The 17,509-nt window shown below is 58.7% G+C and carries 14 protein-coding genes; 6 read left to right on the top strand and 8 right to left on the bottom strand.

What is annotated here, in order from left to right:
- Positions 1 to 11 precede the first annotated feature (11 nt).
- Complete coding sequence (locus ACFSOY_RS10245; protein ID WP_386046281.1) at positions 12 to 1,394, bottom strand: glycine--tRNA ligase; 1,383 nt, start codon at positions 1,392 to 1,394, stop codon at positions 12 to 14.
- Between the two features lie 397 nt (positions 1,395 to 1,791).
- On the opposite strand from ACFSOY_RS10245, the gene ACFSOY_RS10250 reads away from it, so the two are divergent.
- Entirely contained in the window at positions 1,792 to 2,358 is a 567-nt protein-coding gene (locus tag ACFSOY_RS10250) for a GNAT family N-acetyltransferase (protein ID WP_386046283.1), read from the top strand.
- A 24-nt stretch (positions 2,359 to 2,382) separates the two neighbouring features.
- On the opposite strand, the gene pdxR is transcribed toward ACFSOY_RS10250, so the two are convergent.
- The 4 genes from pdxR to ACFSOY_RS10270 form a co-directional block, all read right to left on the bottom strand.
- Positions 2,383 to 3,819: a MocR-like pyridoxine biosynthesis transcription factor PdxR gene (pdxR, locus tag ACFSOY_RS10255; RefSeq protein ID WP_386046285.1), complete on the bottom strand. Its 1,437-nt coding sequence runs from the start codon at positions 3,817 to 3,819 to the stop codon at positions 2,383 to 2,385.
- Between the two features lie 78 nt (positions 3,820 to 3,897).
- Positions 3,898 to 5,304: a sensor histidine kinase gene (locus ACFSOY_RS10260; RefSeq protein ID WP_386046287.1), complete on the bottom strand. Its 1,407-nt coding sequence runs from the start codon at positions 5,302 to 5,304 to the stop codon at positions 3,898 to 3,900.
- Complete coding sequence (locus ACFSOY_RS10265; RefSeq protein ID WP_386046288.1) at positions 5,286 to 5,996, bottom strand: response regulator transcription factor; 711 nt, start codon at positions 5,994 to 5,996, stop codon at positions 5,286 to 5,288. The genes ACFSOY_RS10260 and ACFSOY_RS10265 overlap by 19 nt, the downstream gene beginning before the upstream one ends.
- Positions 5,997 to 6,016: 20 nt before the next feature.
- Positions 6,017 to 7,279, bottom strand: a complete 1,263-nt coding sequence (locus ACFSOY_RS10270) for a hypothetical protein (protein ID WP_386046290.1) — start codon at positions 7,277 to 7,279, stop codon at positions 6,017 to 6,019.
- A gap of 343 nt (positions 7,280 to 7,622) precedes the next feature.
- Here ACFSOY_RS10270 and ACFSOY_RS10275 point away from each other — a divergent pair, with 343 nt between their 5' ends.
- On the top strand, positions 7,623 to 8,249 hold the full coding sequence (locus ACFSOY_RS10275; RefSeq protein ID WP_386046292.1) for a pyridoxamine 5'-phosphate oxidase family protein: 627 nt from the start codon (positions 7,623 to 7,625) through the stop codon (positions 8,247 to 8,249).
- A gap of 135 nt (positions 8,250 to 8,384) precedes the next feature.
- On the opposite strand, the gene ACFSOY_RS10280 is transcribed toward ACFSOY_RS10275, so the two are convergent.
- On the bottom strand, positions 8,385 to 9,215 hold the full coding sequence (locus ACFSOY_RS10280; protein ID WP_386046294.1) for an aldo/keto reductase: 831 nt from the start codon (positions 9,213 to 9,215) through the stop codon (positions 8,385 to 8,387).
- A gap of 74 nt (positions 9,216 to 9,289) precedes the next feature.
- Here ACFSOY_RS10280 and ACFSOY_RS10285 point away from each other — a divergent pair, with 74 nt between their 5' ends.
- Complete coding sequence (locus tag ACFSOY_RS10285; RefSeq protein WP_386046296.1) at positions 9,290 to 9,565, top strand: hypothetical protein; 276 nt, start codon at positions 9,290 to 9,292, stop codon at positions 9,563 to 9,565.
- Between the two features lie 134 nt (positions 9,566 to 9,699).
- Here ACFSOY_RS10285 and ACFSOY_RS10290 read toward each other — a convergent pair whose 3' ends face one another.
- On the bottom strand, positions 9,700 to 10,659 hold the full coding sequence (locus ACFSOY_RS10290; RefSeq protein ID WP_386046298.1) for a methyl-accepting chemotaxis protein: 960 nt from the start codon (positions 10,657 to 10,659) through the stop codon (positions 9,700 to 9,702).
- Positions 10,660 to 11,259: 600 nt separating this feature from the next.
- On the opposite strand from ACFSOY_RS10290, the gene ACFSOY_RS10295 reads away from it, so the two are divergent.
- On the top strand, positions 11,260 to 11,928 hold the full coding sequence (locus ACFSOY_RS10295; protein ID WP_386046300.1) for a FusB/FusC family EF-G-binding protein: 669 nt from the start codon (positions 11,260 to 11,262) through the stop codon (positions 11,926 to 11,928).
- A gap of 206 nt (positions 11,929 to 12,134) precedes the next feature.
- Here the strand turns inward: ACFSOY_RS10295 and hrpB are convergent, their stop codons facing one another.
- Complete coding sequence (gene hrpB / locus ACFSOY_RS10300) at positions 12,135 to 14,585, bottom strand: ATP-dependent helicase HrpB (protein WP_386046807.1); 2,451 nt, start codon at positions 14,583 to 14,585, stop codon at positions 12,135 to 12,137.
- Between the two features lie 233 nt (positions 14,586 to 14,818).
- Between hrpB and ACFSOY_RS10305 the strand changes: the two genes are divergently transcribed.
- Both ACFSOY_RS10305 and ACFSOY_RS10310 read left to right on the top strand, forming a co-directional pair.
- Entirely contained in the window at positions 14,819 to 15,679 is an 861-nt protein-coding gene (locus ACFSOY_RS10305; RefSeq protein WP_386046302.1) for a GNAT family N-acetyltransferase, read from the top strand.
- Positions 15,680 to 15,948: 269 nt separating this feature from the next.
- On the top strand, positions 15,949 to 17,472 hold the full coding sequence (locus ACFSOY_RS10310) for a radical SAM protein (protein ID WP_386046304.1): 1,524 nt from the start codon (positions 15,949 to 15,951) through the stop codon (positions 17,470 to 17,472).
- The last annotated feature ends 37 nt before the right edge of the window (positions 17,473 to 17,509 follow it).

Raw genomic sequence — 17,509 nt, forward strand, 5'->3', positions numbered from 1 at the left:
TTTCCACTCGTTTAGAACTGAAGTTTCGATTCGATAAACGCCTTCAACTCCGCAATCGGCATCCGCACCTGCTCCATCGTGTCGCGGTGGCGAACGGTCACCTGACCATCCTCTTGGGAATCGAAATCGTAGGTGATGCAGAACGGCGTGCCGATCTCATCGTGGCGGCGGTAGCGCTTGCCGATCGAACCGGCATCATCATAGTCGACCATGAAGTGTTTCGCCAAGTCGGCAAACACCGCTTGCGCCGGCTCTGCCAATTTTTTCGACAGCGGCAGCACAGCCGCCTTGAACGGCGCGAGCGCCGGGTGGAAGCGCAGGACGGTGCGGGAATCTCCGCCTTCCAACTGCTCCTCCTCATACGCGTCGATCAGGAAGGCCAAGGTCACGCGGTCGGCGCCGAGCGACGGCTCGATGCAGTACGGGACGTAGCGCTCGTTCGTCTCCGGGTCGAGGTAGCTGAAATCTTCACCGGAGTGCTCCATGTGCTGCTTCAGGTCGAAGTCGGTGCGGTCGGCGATGCCCCACAGCTCGCCCCAGCCGAACGGGAACTTGTACTCGAAGTCGGTCGTCGCCTTCGAATAGTGGGACAGCTCATCCTCCGCATGATCGCGCAGGCGCAAGTTCGCATCCTTCACGCCGAGGTTCAAGAGCCAGTTGTGCGCCGTCTCGCGCCAGTAGCTGAACCACTCCAGATCCTCGCCCGGCTTGCAGAAAAACTCAAGCTCCATCTGTTCAAACTCCCGCGTGCGGAAGGTGAAGTTGCCCGGCGTGATCTCGTTGCGGAACGATTTCCCGATCTGAGCGATACCAAAGGGCAGCTTCTTGCGCATCGTGCGCTGCACGTTTTTAAAGTTGACGAAGATCCCTTGCGCCGTCTCCGGGCGCATGTAGATCTCGTTGGCGCTCGACTCGGTCACGCCTTGGAACGTTTTGAACATCAGGTTGAACTGACGAATTTCGGTAAACTCATGCTTGCCGCAGTCGGGGCAGGCGATGTTGTGCTCGGCGATCAGGTTGGCCATCTCCGCGAAGGACAGGCCGTCCACGATCATCTCAATGCCTTTTTCCTGCAAGGCATCTTCGATCAGCTTGTCGGCGCGATGGCGCGCTTTGCAGCTTTTGCAGTCGATCATCGGATCGTTGAAGTTGCCGATGTGACCGGATGCGACCCACGTTTTCGGGTTCATCAGAATCGCCGCATCCAGACCGACGTTGTGCGGGGACTCCTGCACAAACTTTTTCCACCATGCGCGCTTAACGTTGTTTTTCAGCTCGACGCCGAGCGGGCCGTAATCCCACGTGTTGGCCAGGCCCCCGTAGATCTCCGAGCCGGGGAAGATAAAGCCGCGATGCTTGGCTAGGGCGACAACTTGCTCCATTGTGATGCTCATCAGAATCAACCTCTTTTCGAAAGAATAAAAAAGCTCCCGTCCCCATAGGCACGGTGACATGCCTAGGGACGAGAGCGTCAGCACCCGCGGTTCCACCCTAGTTGATGCGAGGCAGGAGCGTCCGCTCTCTCGCATCCTCTTTTTTCAAACAGGCAGCTCCGAATCGCCTTTTCCCCGCGCCATGCTCCGGGCTTCCACCATCCCCGAATCGCTGTGCCAGTGGGCAGTCAGGTACTATTCATTCCTCATCGCCGCATCCATTTTGCTTATCACCATCTTATGAAAAAGCGCGCCTGAAAGTCAAGTCGATCGAACTGACCCCCTAAAAATGTGCGAAACTGACACTTTAGGCGGACAGATCGATGTCCTACAGTTGTCAGTAGAGGAGGGATTGATCATGAACGTTTGTCTACGCGGAGAAAAAGTCATCCTGCGCGATGTGCGGGAGGAGGATGTGCCGAAGATCTATCACTACGAGTACGAGGCGGCAGATCGCGAGCATCAAAGATGGAACTCGCCCTACACGCCCCGCGAACCGATGACTGTGGAGCAGTTTGCCAGCTTCAAATACGGCGAGTCGCTCGCGCAGGTTGGCACCGACCTCCCGCGCAAGCAGCTGATCATCGAAGCGGATGGCCGGGTGATCGGCTCGGTCGGACGCTACTGGGTGTCGGAGAAGACCAACTGGTTTGAGATCGGCATCTCGATCTACGATTCCAGCTATTGGTCGGGCGGCTATGGCACCGATGCCTTTCGGATGTGGATGGACTACCTGTTCACCCATCTGGACACGCCGCGGCTCGGCATCGGCACATGGTCGGGCAATTTTCGTATGATCGGACTGGCGAAAAAGCTCGGCATGATCGAAGAGGCGCGCGTTCGCAAAGCGCGGATCGTAAACGGCGAATATTTCGACGCGATCAAGATGGGCATCCTGCGCGAAGAGTGGGATGCCCTGCGATAATGACAACTTGTAATCATCGACAGCTCAGGTGCGCTCCTGCCCTGCTGAATCGGGAAACCACGCCCCCTTCAGCACCGCGATCCCCTGTTGAATCTGCTCGATCGACAGCCCGCCAAACCCGAGCAACAGGCGAGGGGAGGCGGGCTGTTGCGCGCCGATCCAGTTGCGGGAGATCGCATAGACCTTCACCCCCGCTGCCAGCGCCCTTTGCACCAGCTCTTCCCCGCTGTGCGCACAGCGCACCTCCAGCAGCAGGTGTAAGCCTGCCCCCTGTGCGGTGACCGCAGCTTGACAGCCGAATTGCTCCTCGACCGCCAAGAGCAACGCCCGCTGCTTGCGCTCGTACACCATCCGCATCTTGCGGATATGTCGCTCCCAGTGCCCCTGTTGCATAAACAGCTGCAGCGTTCGCTGCTCCACGCGCGACACCGGGTTGGAGTAGCGGTCATAAAAGCGCCGATACGATTCGATCAGCATTGGAGGCAACACCATGTAGTTGATCCGGATGGCGGGGGACAGCCCTTTGGAAAAATTGCTGACATAGATCACCGCTCCCTGCTGATCCAGCCCCTGCAAAGAGGGAACTGGCTTCACACCGTAGCGAAACTCCCCGTCATAATCGTTCTCCAAAATCAGTCCGCCGCTGCTCTTCGCCCATTCTAACAGCTTGATCCGCTTGGCGATCGGCATGATCATCCCGTGTGGATACTGATGCGCGGGCGTCACATACACCAGCTGCGCCCCGCTTGCTCGCAGCGCTTCGATCGAGATCCCGTCCGCCTCCAGCGGGATCGGCACCACCTGCAATCCATGCTGTTCGAACACCTCCCGCACATCCGCATACCCCGGCTCCTCGATCGCCACGATCCGCACCGACTTGGCCAGCAGCAGGCAGAGCGAGCCGACCGCTGGCAGCAGCCCCGTGCCGACGACGATCTGATCGGGGGTGCAGTTGACCGTTCGCGCCTTGCGCAAGTAGCTGGCGATCTCCACCCGAAGCTCCGGCTCCCCCAGCTTCTCGCCGTAAAACGACAGGTCATCGCGGTACCGATCGAGCGCTTCGACCATGCATCTGCGCCATGCGCTGAACGGAAACGACTCCAGATCGATCACCGATCCATGAAAATCGTAGCGCACCTGCTCCTCCCGCTCACTCGTTTTGACGACCTGCTCCAGCGGGCGCGGCGCTTCCGCCTGCCAGGTGCCAAACTCCTCCGCCTCCACCACAAAAAAGCCGCTGCGCGGGCGGCTTTCCACAAACCCTTCGGCCAGCAGCTGCTGATAGGCGGTCTCCACCGTGTTTTTGCTCACGCCTGCCGACCGGCACAGATGGCGCACAGAGGGCAGGCGCGTCCCCGCCCGAATTCTTCCGCTCAGGATCTCATCGCGGAAATATTGAGCGAGCTGCCCATAGAGCGGCTCGCGCTTTTGCTCATCCAGCACCGGCGTGATCTCCGCCATCGTTCCATCCCCCTGTCAGCACAGGTCTCTTCGTCGCGCCCGATCCAGCGCAGCGAGCCTTCCCCATCGCCCAGCAGGTCAGACCAGCGGCACGTAGACCAAGACGGTCGCCCCCTGTCCCGGCTCGCTCTGCACTTCCAGGCGACCGCCATGCAGTTCGGCGATCTCCTTGGAGATCGACAGCCCGAGGCCGCTGCCGCCCTGCTTGCCGCTGCCCTTGTGAAACTTTTCGGTGATCAGCGGCAACTCCTCTGGCGCGATGCCCTCTCCGCTGTCGGCGACAGCGAGCACCGCCTCCCGCCCTGACCGCTCGGCGCGCAGCTCGACCAGACCGCCTTCTGGCGTAAATTTGAACGCATTGTCGAGCAGATTGACCAGCACCTGCTTCAGCCGGTTGGTATCGCCGAGCACCAACAGCGGCTCCTCGGTGAGCGACAGTTCAAGCTGAACGCCGCGGCTCTCCGCGCGCTGGCGAAACTGCTTCCAGATCTCCTCCATCAGCGGCTGCACCTCGACGCGACACATCTCCATCCTCAGCCGCCCCGCCTGAATTTTCGACACGTCGAGCAGGTCTTCCACCAGCACGATCAGCCGATTGGTCTCCTTGACGATCACCTGCAGGCCCATCTCCGTCTCTTCGCGGTCTTCCAAGCCGCCGGAGACGAGCGTTTCGCTCCACCCTTTGATCGACGTGAGCGGCGTGCGGATCTCATGGGAGATCGAGGAGATAAACTCGTTTTTCAGGTTCTGCCCCTTCACCACCTCTTCGGCCATCGCGTTTAGCGTCTCGGCCAACTGCCCGACCTCGTCATCATCGCGCTTTTTCGCCCGCGCAGAAAAATCGCCCTCCGCCATCTTCCGCGCAGCTGCCGTCACTTCGACGACCGGCCCGGCGATGCGCTTGGCCAGCCACAAGCTGGTCGAGAGCGCGACCGCGACCGCCATCGCCCCGACCAAAAGCGCCGCGATGGTGATCTCGTGAACGGTGCTCTTCACCCCTTCCAGCGAGCTGGTGTAACGCAGCACGCCGCTCATCCGCTCCCCCCGCATCAGCGGCAGGGACACCGCCGCGATCTCCTCGCCGGTCGCCTCGTTCTGCCCGGTCCACACGCCGACCTGCCCGCTGCGCGCTGCGGCGACATCCTCCGTCTGCACCCAGTTCGATTCGACCAGCCCATACGAGTCGAGCAAAACTCGACCTTCCAAGTTGAGGATCTCCACTTTGACCGGCTCGCCGCGCTCCGACGTTTCCAAGATGTAGCGCGACTTTTCCGCTAGGTTTTGATCCTTCATGTACTGGTTGACCACCGCCGCTTTCACCGTCGCCCGACGCTGCAGCTCGGCGACAGCGCCGCCCTCAAAGTATTGATCGACAGTCACCAGAAACACCGTCTCAAACACGACGACCAGCAGCACGATCACCATGCCGAAGCTCCAGAGGATCTTGCGCCTGATCCCGCCAGCTCTCAACCCCTTTGCTTCCACCTGTATCCGTACCCCCAGATCGTCTCCAAAATCTGTGCCTCATCGCCGCCGAGCTTCTGCCTGATCCGTCTGATGTTCACATCGACCACCTTCGGGTCCCCAGTAAAATAGCGCCCCCAGACCGCGTCGAGAATCTCGTCGCGGCTCAGCGCGTGATTTTGATTTTCTAAAAAGAGCTGGACGATCTCAAACTCTTTCGGCGTGAGCATCACCTCTCGCCCCTCCTGCAAAAAACGGCGCTCATCGACCTGCAGCACGAACGGCCCGCTGATGATCAGATGACCGCTCTGCTCCGGCGATTGCACCTGCGCTCTCGCTTTCGCTTCCGTCCCCATCCGGCGCATCAACGCCTGCAGGCGCGCCACCAGTTCGAGCGGTGAAAACGGCTTGACCACATAGTCGTCCGCCCCGGCGTTCAGCCCTTCCACCTTGTCCAGCTCCTGCCCTTTGGCGGTCAAAAGGAGAATGCCCATCAGCGGGTACTTTTCCCGCAGCATCTGGCACACTTCGATCCCGCTGATCGTCGGCAGCATCACATCGAGGATCGCCAGGTGCAGATCCGCCTCGCGCTCCACCGCAAGCAGCGCCTCTTCGCCCGTCTCCGCCTCGATCACCGTAAACCCGTTGCGCTGCAGGTTGATCCGCACGAAGCCGCGAATCGACTCCTCATCTTCCAACACCAAGACTTTCACGCCTCACACCTCCGCTACCTTCATCGGTTCAACTGGTGATAACATGCCCGGATCTCCGCTTCTGGCATACCGCCGTTCAATTCTGCCGTCATCCGCCACTGCTCATTTTCGCCGAGGAACAGCTCGTTGGCTCTCGCTGCCTCTCCGATCGGGCGCACCCAGATCTTCACCTCGATCCCCGCTCGCTCAAACGTGATCGAGCGGCTCGTCGCGAGGTATTCTTTGCGCACCGAATAGTCCATGCCCCACTCCTTCGGGGGGTCAAACCGAAATTCGGCATCGTAATCGTAATAGTTGCGATAGACCGGGATCAGCCCGTGTCCGCCATCCCAGCGGCCCCATTCCTGCAGCCAGGGCGTGCCCGCCATCGATTCGCCCTCCGATCCTTTCGGCATCACGAGCTTGCCGATCTCCAAGATCCCGTCGTGATCAAAATCGTCGTTCTGCGTCGAGTAGGGGCTAAAGGTGATATCTGGCGTGCCCCCCTCCCCTTCTCTGGCGAACACATCGATCAGTTTGCTCCCATCCCAGACAAGAAGTGAGGTGAATGCAGAGTGCGCTCCGATGCCCACCTGGACGACGACGCCAACTCGATCTGCCGCAACCTTGCCGATCTGCACCTCTGTAAAACCGTTGATCCCATCGTAAAAGTTTTGCGTGCTCGACAAGCGCAGGCTTCCCTCCTTCGCCTGCCAGAGCTCCGTCTTCGCCAACAGCTTGTCCCGGTCATGATGCAGCAGCACGATCTCCGCTTGCCCGTCTCCGTTCAGATCGCCGACCGCAATCTCCGTATAGCTCTGTTTGCCGAGCTCCTTCATCCCTTCCGCTCCGAGCGCAAACACGCCGACCTTTTTCTGCAGGAGCGCTCCGCCGCGAAAGCCGACGATCAGCTCTTTCCCCGGCTTTCCATCCAGCTCCACCGCTTCCAGATAGTCGATGCCGCCTGCCACCTCCTGCACGCTGCCCCGCTGCACCCACTTTCCGCCCTGCTTGCCGAGCACGAGCACGCCCGCTTCTGGCGCCTGTCGCTCATTTTTAAACAGGGCGAACAACTCCTCTTGCCCATCGCCGTCCAAGTCGGCCATCTGAATGGCCGCCTGCCCCGCAGGCTTCGAGGGAACGGTCAACACCGCCCCTTCTGGCAAAAACGCTTCGACCGCCTTTGCCGCTTGCGGGTCGCCCGCCTCGGCGAGCGGTGCTCGCAACATTTCCCCTGGCGCTCCCCAGAAGGAACAGCCTGTCAAAAAGAAGCCGAGACAGGCTGCCAGCCAATATTTTTTCATCCGCACCGAACCTCCTTCCCCCTTATTGTAACGAAACTCGCTCGCCAATAGGTATCAAAAAGATGACACCCCGCCTTTTCCGCTCGGCAACACATACCCGCCCACGACCAATCGAGCCTGCTGACGAAAGGCGACCGGTGGACGGCGGTTGCGCTCGGCAAAAACGACTATTTCCCAAGCCGAGACGCTCCTGTCGAGCTGGACTCCGCCCCGGTTTCGGTCGGCGGCTCCACCTCCGCTCCCGACGCATGTATCTCCGATGTGCTAAAATAAGTAAACACCCCGTTCGGAGTGTTTTTAAGTGATGTTTTTTTGGAGGATGAGAAGAAAAGGAGTGATCGCCATGAACTTTCCAAACATCATCGCAGATGAGCAAGAGCTTCGCGACCTGATCGGACATCCTGGCCTGCTTGTCCAGAACAAAACGATCGACCATCTCGATCAACACTGCCGCGACTTCCTCGCCATGTCGCCCTTGCTCCTGCTCTCCACAGCGGATGAGACGGGAGCTTGTGACGTTTCGCCGCGCGGGGATCAGCCCGGGTTTGTCAAAGTGCTCGACGAAAAGCGCCTGCTGATCCCAGAGCGCCCCGGCAATCGCCGCGCCGATACGCTGCTCAACCTGCTGGCCAACCCGCAGGTCGGGATGCTCTTTCTGATCCCAGGTCTCGAAGAGACGCTGCGAATCAATGGTCGCGCCTGCATCGTGCGCGATCAGGAGCTGTTGGAGCAGATGGCCGCACATGAGAAGGTTCCGCTGCTCGCCATCGGGGTGGAAGTGGAAGAGTGCTTCATGCACTGCGCCAAAGCGTTCAAGCGATCGAAGCTTTGGCAGCCGGACGCATGGCCTGCACCATCCACCCTGCCCTCGCCCGCGCGCATCATCGCCGATCATGTTAAGCTTCCCGACATCGGAGAGGCGGAAGTCAAGAAATCTCTGCACGAATCTTACACTCAGCGCCTCTATTGAGCAACCAGCCTTTGAGCAGCCAGCCCTGTTCGGGTCGAACTTTCGATCCACAGCGCTCAGCCGCTTTTGGGCACGATGCACGCGACCGTCCCTGCGCTCTGTCGCGTGCATCGTGCGCATTAAAAATCGTGCGCATTAAAAGCTGAAATGGTCAGGATGCGAGCCGAAGCGCTGATCCCTGTGCAAACGATCCAAGGCGTCCATGTCGTCAGCCGACAGCTCAAAGTCGAAGATCTGCGCGTTCTCTCGCACCCGCTCTGCGCGCACCGATTTCGGAATCGTCACCACATCGTGTTGCAGATCCCAGCGCAACACCACCTGTGCCGGCGTCTTTCCATACTTCTCTGCCACTCGGAGGATCGTCGGCTCCTCGACCGCCGCTCCGCGCATCAGCGGGCTCCACGCTTCGAACTGAATCCCCTGCTCTCCGCAAAACTTCCGCAGTTCCCCCTGGGTCAGATAAGGATGAAACTCGCATTGATTGACCATCGGTTTGATCTCACAGCGCGCGAGCAGATCGCGCAGGTGGTGAACTTGGAAGTTGGACACGCCGATCGCGCGCACCCATCCGTCCCGATAGAGCTTCTCCAGCGCCCGCCACGTCTCTTGGAAGCGATCGAGCACCGCCCAATGGATCAGATACAGATCCAGATAGTCCACGCAGAGCTGCTTGCGGCTCTGCTCAAAAGCGGCGAGCGTCGACTCATAACCCTGCTCCGTATTCCACACCTTGGTCGTCAGGAACAGCTCCTCCCGGGCGATCCCCGCATCTTTCACCGCATTGCCGACACCCGTCTCATTGCGATAGATCGCCGCCGTGTCGATGTGCCGATAGCCAGCTTCCAGCGCATAGTGAACTGAGCGCTCCACCTCCCGTCCTTCCGGCGTTTTAAACACGCCGAGCCCCAGCCAGGGCATTTTGACACCGTTGTGTAGAATTGCACAATCTGTCATGCTTTTGCTCATTTTGCCTTCCCCTTTCGCGATCCGTTTTTGGTACAATAACAATAGCATGACCAAGTATCGGGAGTGAAGAATCTATGGCACAAGAAGCAACGCAAGGCGCCCCGAAAACGAAGCAGCCACCCGTTTTTGCTTCCAAGTGGCAAGAAGAGCTGCACTACGCGGGCAGACAGTTGATCAAAGCGATCTCGATCGTGATCGTGCTTTCGATCATCCTGTACATCACCCACTTTCTCTCCACCGGGTTCACGATTCTATTCGCCGTGATCGGCTTTCTCCTCTTCCTCGTGACCGCCACCTATTCGGTCGGCCATTTTGTCCGCTTTATGGTCTTCAAGTCGCGAGGTGTCTGATGAAAAGAGTAGCCCGTTCGGCTGCTCTTTTTGTTTGCGCCGCGGAAAAAACGGAGACCCTCGTCGCGCTGCTGGCTTGAGGGTCTCTAACTCCGATCGTACATTCGATTGTAAGATTGCCTATTTCACCCGATTTATCTCTTCCGATTGGCAGCCGCCGCGCGCAAGCTCTCATAGGAGCGCTCCAGTTGCCGATCGACAACCTGGGCTGCTTTTACATGATCGATCAGATCGTTATGCATTTTGCTCAACAGTTCATTCGAAGTGGCCAGCTCTTTGGTCAGCGTGCCGGAAAGCTTCTTCTGGCTCTGGATGATCGTCATCACCTCGTCCACCTCGTGCGTCACTTCGTCAAAGGCGGCAAACAGCTCGTCCATCTTTTCGGAAGCGTCTTTGCACACGTGCAGACCGCGTTTGATCGACTCCTGGTTCGAGTTGCTGCCAGACAGCGCTTCTTTCGTGTCCTGCAAGATCGAGTTGACCAACTCGGCGATGTGCTTGGTGGAGTTGCCGGTCATCTCTGCCAGCTTGCGCACCTCGTCCGCTACGATCGCAAAGCCGCGCCCCTGTTCTCCCGCCCGCGCCGCTTCGATCGCAGCATTTAAAGCGAGCAGGTTGGTCTGCGAAGCGATCTCTCCGATCACGCCGACGATGCCAGACACTTCGGCAGAGCGCTTCTCCAGTCGGCTCATCACCGTCTGGGTGCGATCCGACTCCCCCTGAACATCTGTGATCACCTCGACGATCTCGTCGAGGGATCGCTTGCCTTGCTTGGAAAGTTCGGACGATGCTTTTGAGATGTGGGTCAGCCGTTGACCGCGCTCATAGAGATGATCGGACGTCTGGTTCGACTCTGCTGCGATGCGCTCCATGTTCTCAACGCTCGCCTTAAACTTGCTGGCCAGGCTGGAGAGCGTACCGTGCTGGTTGTTGACCGCGCCGTTCTGCTTGATCAACTCGCCCATCTGCTCATACAGCGTGACCATTTCACGCTTCAGCGCCTCCACGTGCTCCTCCTGTGCTGCTTGTGCACCTGTTGGTTGCAGGGTCGCGCTCACTTCTGCCTCCACCTGCTTCTTGCTCCAAAATGCCATCCGACTCCATCTCCCTCCATTGCACTTCTTCTCAATTTTGAGCCATTTTAACAAGAAACGCAACGAAGCATTGCCAAGTATGCGAAAAATTCTCAAACCTTTTGCTCGCCTGCCCCCAAATAGAAAAAGGCGACTGTTCGTACAGTCACCTTTAGCGGTCTATGAATTTTGCTTAGCAGCCGCCAGCTGCACCTGCATACGGAACGAGCAAGAAGAACAGGACGAAGATGATCAGGAATACAACAGCCCAACGGGTGTAGCCGCCAAAAGTACCGTACATGATCTCACCCCCTCGTGCTTCTACCCTACTGTACGCACCTCCTGTCCGGTTGGAAACGGCATTCGCCCGGCTCTCGTCCAGTTCAGCACTTGCCTACCGCGATGCTGCGCCCGTTCCGATCGCTCCGCATTAAAATTGCCATCCGGTCAGGAATGCTATATACTTTTTCCAACTCTAACGATGAAACGGGGGTCTAATCCTATGGCAATACGCACTGTACTGTTTCGGTAGAAACAGAAGGATTCCATAACCTCGAAATTCTTCTGTTTCTACGATCGTGTCCAAACTACGAGCGAACAGAAACAGGAGGTACTTTGACCATGAAACAGGATACAACGATGGTGCCCTTTTTGCACCCGCATCAGATCAATGCGATTCGGCAACAGCTTCACTCGCTGATCGGAGCGTTTTACTTCGCCGGCGACTACCGCGTGTTGGAAGCATCCAGGCAAAACGTGCAGCACACGCTGCTCTCGATGGTCCCTGAAGCGACGCCCGCACAGCGCCAACTGCTGGAAGACGCGAAAAACGTCCGCGACAGAGATGAGCTGAAAGCGTACATGGCTCGGCTTGAGCCGTATGTGATCCCCTTCCAGGAGATCACGGCGGCAGAGATTCGTAAGCTGTTTCCCAAGGTGAAAAAGCTGGTGCTGCCTCCCTTGGCGGAGCTGGATCGAACCAAGCTCACCTACCTCGGCTGGCGTGACATCGCGACTCACTCGATCTATCTGGTTCATCAGATCGATGGCAGATGGGTCGGCACCGAGTGCAAGTATGTGCCCACGCCAAAAAACCGCACGATGATCTGCATGTGGTGCAATACTGTCGGTCAAGGAGACGAAGTGGCGTTGGTCACCGCGCAGGTGAAAACGCGTCAACTGGACGGATACAAAACGTATGGCAACCATCTGTGCCTGAACAGTCACACCTGCAATAGCAGACTCACCTCGACAACGGAGATGGAGGCGTATCTCGCTTCCTTGCGATAGTGGCGAGCGAAGGCATGCCGCCTTCCCGCTCGACGACAGAAAAAGATCGCCCCACCCCCGCAACTACTGCGGGCTGGCGGGGCGATCTTTTTGCATGTCGGTTCGCAATTCCTGATGCTCGCCTCACTCTTTTCCCGAGCGATCGGAAGCATTCTCCTCGAAAAGCTCATCAAAGCGAAGATTCTGCCGGGTCGCGCTGTCGCCCTTCACTTCCCCCTCGGCTTGGCGCGATGAGTCGGGAGGGCGCTGTGCGGATCATCCGGCCAGTAATGTTTCGGATAGCGCCCCTTCAGATCTTTTTTCACCTCAAAATAGGCGTGTTGCCAAAAGCTCGCCAAGTCGCGCGTCACCTGCACCGGTCGGTGAGCAGGGGAGAGCAGATGCAGGGTTAACGCCACCTTGCCGCCGGCGATGTGCGGCGTCTCGCGCAGGCCGAACAGCTCCTGCAGGCGAACGGCCAGCACAGGTGCCTCCACATCCGCATAGTCGATCAGAATCCGCGAACCGCTCGGGACGGTCAGATGGGTCGGCGCCGCCCGTTCGAGCTCTTGCCGCTGTTCCCAAGAAAGCATCGCTTCCAGCAGGGTCACCATCTGCAGCCGCTGCAGTTCCTCTCTGCTTTTCATTCCATACAGATGGGGAGCGAGCCAGTCGGGGAGCGTCTCGATCAGCGCTTTGTGCGACACGTCGGGCCAGTCCGCTCGATGATGATGTAAAAAAGCGATCCGCTGCTGCAGCTGACGCGACGCCTTCGTCCACGGCAACAAGTCCAGCCCCTCTTCGGCGATCCCGCTGAGCAGAGCGTCTAGCGTTTCCTCAGCGCTGGGGCTGGCGAGCGGCACTTCCTTCAGCAGCATCGCCCCGAGCCGCTCACGCTTCCGCGCGCGCACCGCCTTGCTGCTTCGATCCCACTCGACCAGCCGCTCCACCTCGATCTGCTCGCCAAAATGCTCGATGATCTGCCCTTCCTCGACCGGGGCGGCTAAAAAGATGCGGCTGTCCGTTCCTCTGTCATCCAGCTCTGCCGCCACCAGATAAGAATGGAACGCGAGCGGCTGCTCCTGTGCGAAGGCGGCGCCTCGCCCGTTGCGCAGGAGGTACCTGCCGTTCCCTCTGCGCTGTGCGATGCGGTCTGGAAAGGCAAAGGCGAGCAGCAGGCCAGAGCAGTCCACCTCTTCTCGCACATCTGGCGCAAGGGACAGCGTTCGCTTCCAGCGATTCGCCTCGGCGATGATCCTGCGGTCGACCTGCCCTGCGCGGAGAGCCTCCACCCGCAAGCGCAGATCTGCGCTCGGCTCGCTCAAAGCGTCTCGCTCGCTGAGCAGAGCGGCCAGCTCGCAGGCCAAGCCGCCCAGCTGCAGCCGCTCCCCTGCAAGCATCATCTGGGCCAGCCGGGGATGCAGGCCGATCGCAGCCAGCCGCTTTCCGTGCGCCGTCAGCGCGCCATCCGCCTCCAGCGCACCCAACTGCACCAGCAGTTCGCGCGCTTGCGCAAACGCGGCGCGCGGGGGCGTATCGAGCCAATCGAGCTCCGCCGGATCGCGCACGCCCCATACGGCGAGCTCAAGGGCGAGCGGTGCGAGATCCGCCTCGTAGATCTCCGGCGTGCTCTGCGCCGCCAGCCGCGCGTCCTCCTGCTCGGCCCACAGCCGATAGCAGATGCCAGGTGCGACGCGTCCCGCTCGTCCCCGCCGCTGATCGGCCGAGGCGCGAGAGACAGCGATCGTCTGCAGATGGCTCATTCCGGTGCGCGGCGAAAAGCGCGGCACGCGCATCAGCCCGCTGTCGATGACCACCCGCACCCCTTCCACCGTCAAGCTCGTCTCGGCGATCGAGGTGGCGAGCACCACTTTTCGCTCGCCTGCTGCACTTGGCGCGATCGCCGCATCTTGCTCCTCCCGCAACAGGCTGCCATGCAGCGGCGCGACTCGCACACCGGCTCCCAGCCCCATCTCGCGAAGCGATGCTTCCACCCGCCTGATCTCGCCCGTCCCCGGCAAGAAGACGAGCAGATCGCCTTCCTCCTGCGCCAACGCCGCTTTGATCGTTCGCGCGACCAACTGCTCGATGCGCCCTTCCGCCCTTCTGCTCAGATAGCGCGTCTCGACCGGGAACGAGCGCCCCTCGCTGATCAGGATCGGCGCCTCGCCCAACAGCTTGGCGACCGCTCCCGCCTCCAGGGTGGCCGACATGACCAAGATGCGCAGCTCTTCCCGCAGCAGCCCCTGCGATTGCAAGCAGAGCGCCAACCCTAGATCCCCATGCAGGTTGCGCTCATGAAACTCGTCAAAGATCACGATCCCCACTTCCTCAAGCGCTGGATCGTCCTGAAGCATGCGCGTGAGCACGCCCTCTGTGATCACTTCGATCCGCGTCTTCGGGCCGACTCGCGCATCCATCCGCACCCGGTAGCCGACCGTCTCCCCCACCGACTCGCCAAGCTGTCGCGCCATATACGCGGCTGCCGACCGCGCCGCCAACCGTCGCGGCTCCAGCATCACGATCTTTTTTCCCAGCAGCCACGGTTCATCGAGCAGGGCGAGCGGCACGCGCGTCGTCTTTCCCGCACCTGGCGCTGCGACCAGCACCGCGTTCTGACGCGTGCGCAGCGACTCGCTGAGCGCTGGCAGCACCGTATCGATCGGCAGAGTTACCATCATCTCGTTCACCCTTTCATTGACAAGAAACGCCCCATCGGGCTATAGTTAAATTGCAAAACATTCCATTTTGGAGGTGAGGGTACATGAAAACGACAATTTTGCCTTTTTCATTCGTTGCCCCCTCGATACCGGTGAGAACTTTCTGCCGCGGGTGACAGACCTGCGGCTTTTTTATTTCTGCGGTCGAGGGGAGCGTTGTCCATCCACTTATCGACAAAGGAGATTCGCACATGACAACCTTTCACATTCTCACCAAAACCGCTTTTTCCGAACAGGAGATCGCCGACGTAGCCGCTTTGGAACAGCTTTGTGACGAGCGCGACCAGATCACCTTGCGCATCGGCACCGAATATCTGAGCAGCCGCCCAGGTGATAAAGCGCACGATTTCCTCTGTTATGACCACGGGCGGTTGATCGGCTATCTCTGCTGGCTGTCGTTCGATGACAAGGAGGCGGAGATCAACGGCATGGTGCATCCCGATTTTCGTCGCCGAGGAGTGTTCCGCTCCCTGTTGCAAGCGGCAGAAGCGGAGATGCGACCGCGCGGCATCGACACGCTCGTCTACCTGATCGATGACCGCTCCAGCTCTGGGCGCGATTTCGCCCAGCACCTCGGCGCTGTCTACCGCAACGCGGAGTACACGATGACGCTCGGAACATTCGCTCCGCCCGTGACGCGCGACGCCGCGCTTCGACTGCGCCCCGCGGCAGAGGCGGATTTCCAGTTCATGGTCACCTGCTCTGCGCAGGCGTTTGGCGATACGGAAGAGTGGACGCGCGATCTGCTCACGCGCACCAATGAGCCGAACCGCACCGCCTACATCGCCGAGCTTGGAGGCGAGCCGATCGCCATGATTCGCGTGCTCCGCGACGAGCGGGAGGTCGCTGACATCCACGGCTTCTCCGTGCTGCCAGCCTTTCAAGGGCGCGGCTTCGGTCGGCAGATCTTAGCCGACACGGTGCAGTCCTTGAAAGGCGAAGGGCGCACCACGATCCGGCTCGATGTCGTCATCGAAAATGAGCGCGCCCTCGCGCTCTATCAAAGCGTCGGCTTTGCCGTCAGCTCCGCCGTTCATTTCTATGTCCGCTAAACTCGACCCCTTCTGCTGTGTGCAGAAGGGGTTGTTTTATGTTGTGTACACAGAAGAGTGTACCGACTCCCCCGCAGTTTCTCAACAGCGAGTATCAGGTGCTCCTCCCGCGCCTGACCGTTCCCGATAACAGATTGATTGAAAATGAGCCGTTGTGATCTGTCTATGCTTTCTCGCCGCTCAGAGCTTTGCACGGAGTGATTCTGTCTGGGCATGATGCTTTTTGGTTCATCTGAACATGGGAGAAAGAATGAAGCGAATTAACCTACATGAACAAAACAATGTTTGTTATAAAAACGTTTACAAAGTTACTTATTTTTTGTATTATAACTTTGCTGTTGCATAAAACCATTTGCGAGGTGACTATTGTGCCGCTACGCTCAAATCCCTCTACATTTATTCCCTTGCAAGAGATGGAGAAGGAAGCCTGGGTGCCTTCTCGATTTAATGCGCAAAGTCGATCCGATGATGGAACCCTGATCCTCTACAACAGCTTTACTGGCAATATGGGGGGAGTACCGATTGAAAATACGGACGAGGCCCTCACCTTGCTCAAACAGGGGATCGAAGGTCCGGCAACCGGCTTTGCTGCTGATCTGGCTGCCGGTGGAATCTTGGTCAAAAAAGGGACGGATGAGTTCCAACGGGTCAGCTTTCAACGCACCGACCTCAATCGCCCAGACTATCTGCATCTCATACTCATGCCATCCGAGGAGTGCAACTTCCGCTGCACATACTGTTATGAGACGTTCCCGCGCGGACGGATGCACGATGAAATTGTGGAGGGTGTAAAGAATTTAATCCAGTCGCGAATACAAAAGCTCACGAAATTGGCGATCAGCTGGTTTGGCGGAGAGCCGCTATCTGAGCCAGACATCTTGCTCGAAATCACCGACTCCTTTTTGCCGCAGATCGAGAAGTTCAACATCGAATATCAGAGCATTGTGACCACCAATGGCTATCACCTGACCGCAGAGCTCTGCGAGCAGCTCGTTTCTCGGGGAATTCGAACGTTCAACATCACGCTCGACGGTTTGCAAAAAGACCATGACTCGACCCGAATATTGCGCGGCGGTGCGGGTACGTTCGATACGATTTTCACAAACCTTCGGGCGCTCAAACAAACGAGCCTCCCCTTCAAGATCAACATTCGAAATAATTTTCACCCCACTACCGACATCGATCAATTCCTCGCTGCCTTGAGTCAGGAGTTCGCTGGTGACCCGAGGTTTCATGTCTACTTTCGACCTGTTGGGAAGTGGGGCGGTTCGAACGACGACCATCTCACCGTCTGCACAGAGCGCGATGCGCGAAAAACGATGTTCGAGGCGGACAAAAAGGCGATCGAACACGGTCTCCCCGTCGTTACCCTCAACGAGTTTCTCCAACCGTTCGGCGCAGTTTGTTATGCCGCAAAACCATATTCATTTGTGATCGGATCGGATGGCATGGTGTACAAATGCACCGTCGCCTTTGATAGCGACTTCAACCGAGTTGGCCGATTGTACGCTGATGGATATCTGGAGTTGGACTACGATAAATTGGCACTTTGGGTGATGGGTGGAGGAGCGGACGAGGATTCGATCTGCCAGCGTTGCTTCTTCCGCCCTTCTTGCCACGGGATGGCTTGTCCGCTCGTGCGAATCGAATCGGGCAAGCGCCCTTGCCCGCATGAGAAGACAGGGATCAAAGAAGTGCTCAGAGTGCTGTGGGAGCAGCACAAAAGGTTTCCCGGCAAAAACGAAGAGCCAACAACGCTCAGCTATCTTCCATCCGCACTTGAAGGGAGGTGACTCGAATGATTTGGATGGCTAAAAAAGTTTCTCGTGA

Origin of the sequence: Tumebacillus lipolyticus, assembly GCF_042682745.1 — a bacterium.
In the GTDB taxonomy this organism is placed as follows: domain Bacteria; phylum Bacillota; class Bacilli; order Tumebacillales; family Tumebacillaceae; genus Tumebacillus_A; species Tumebacillus_A lipolyticus.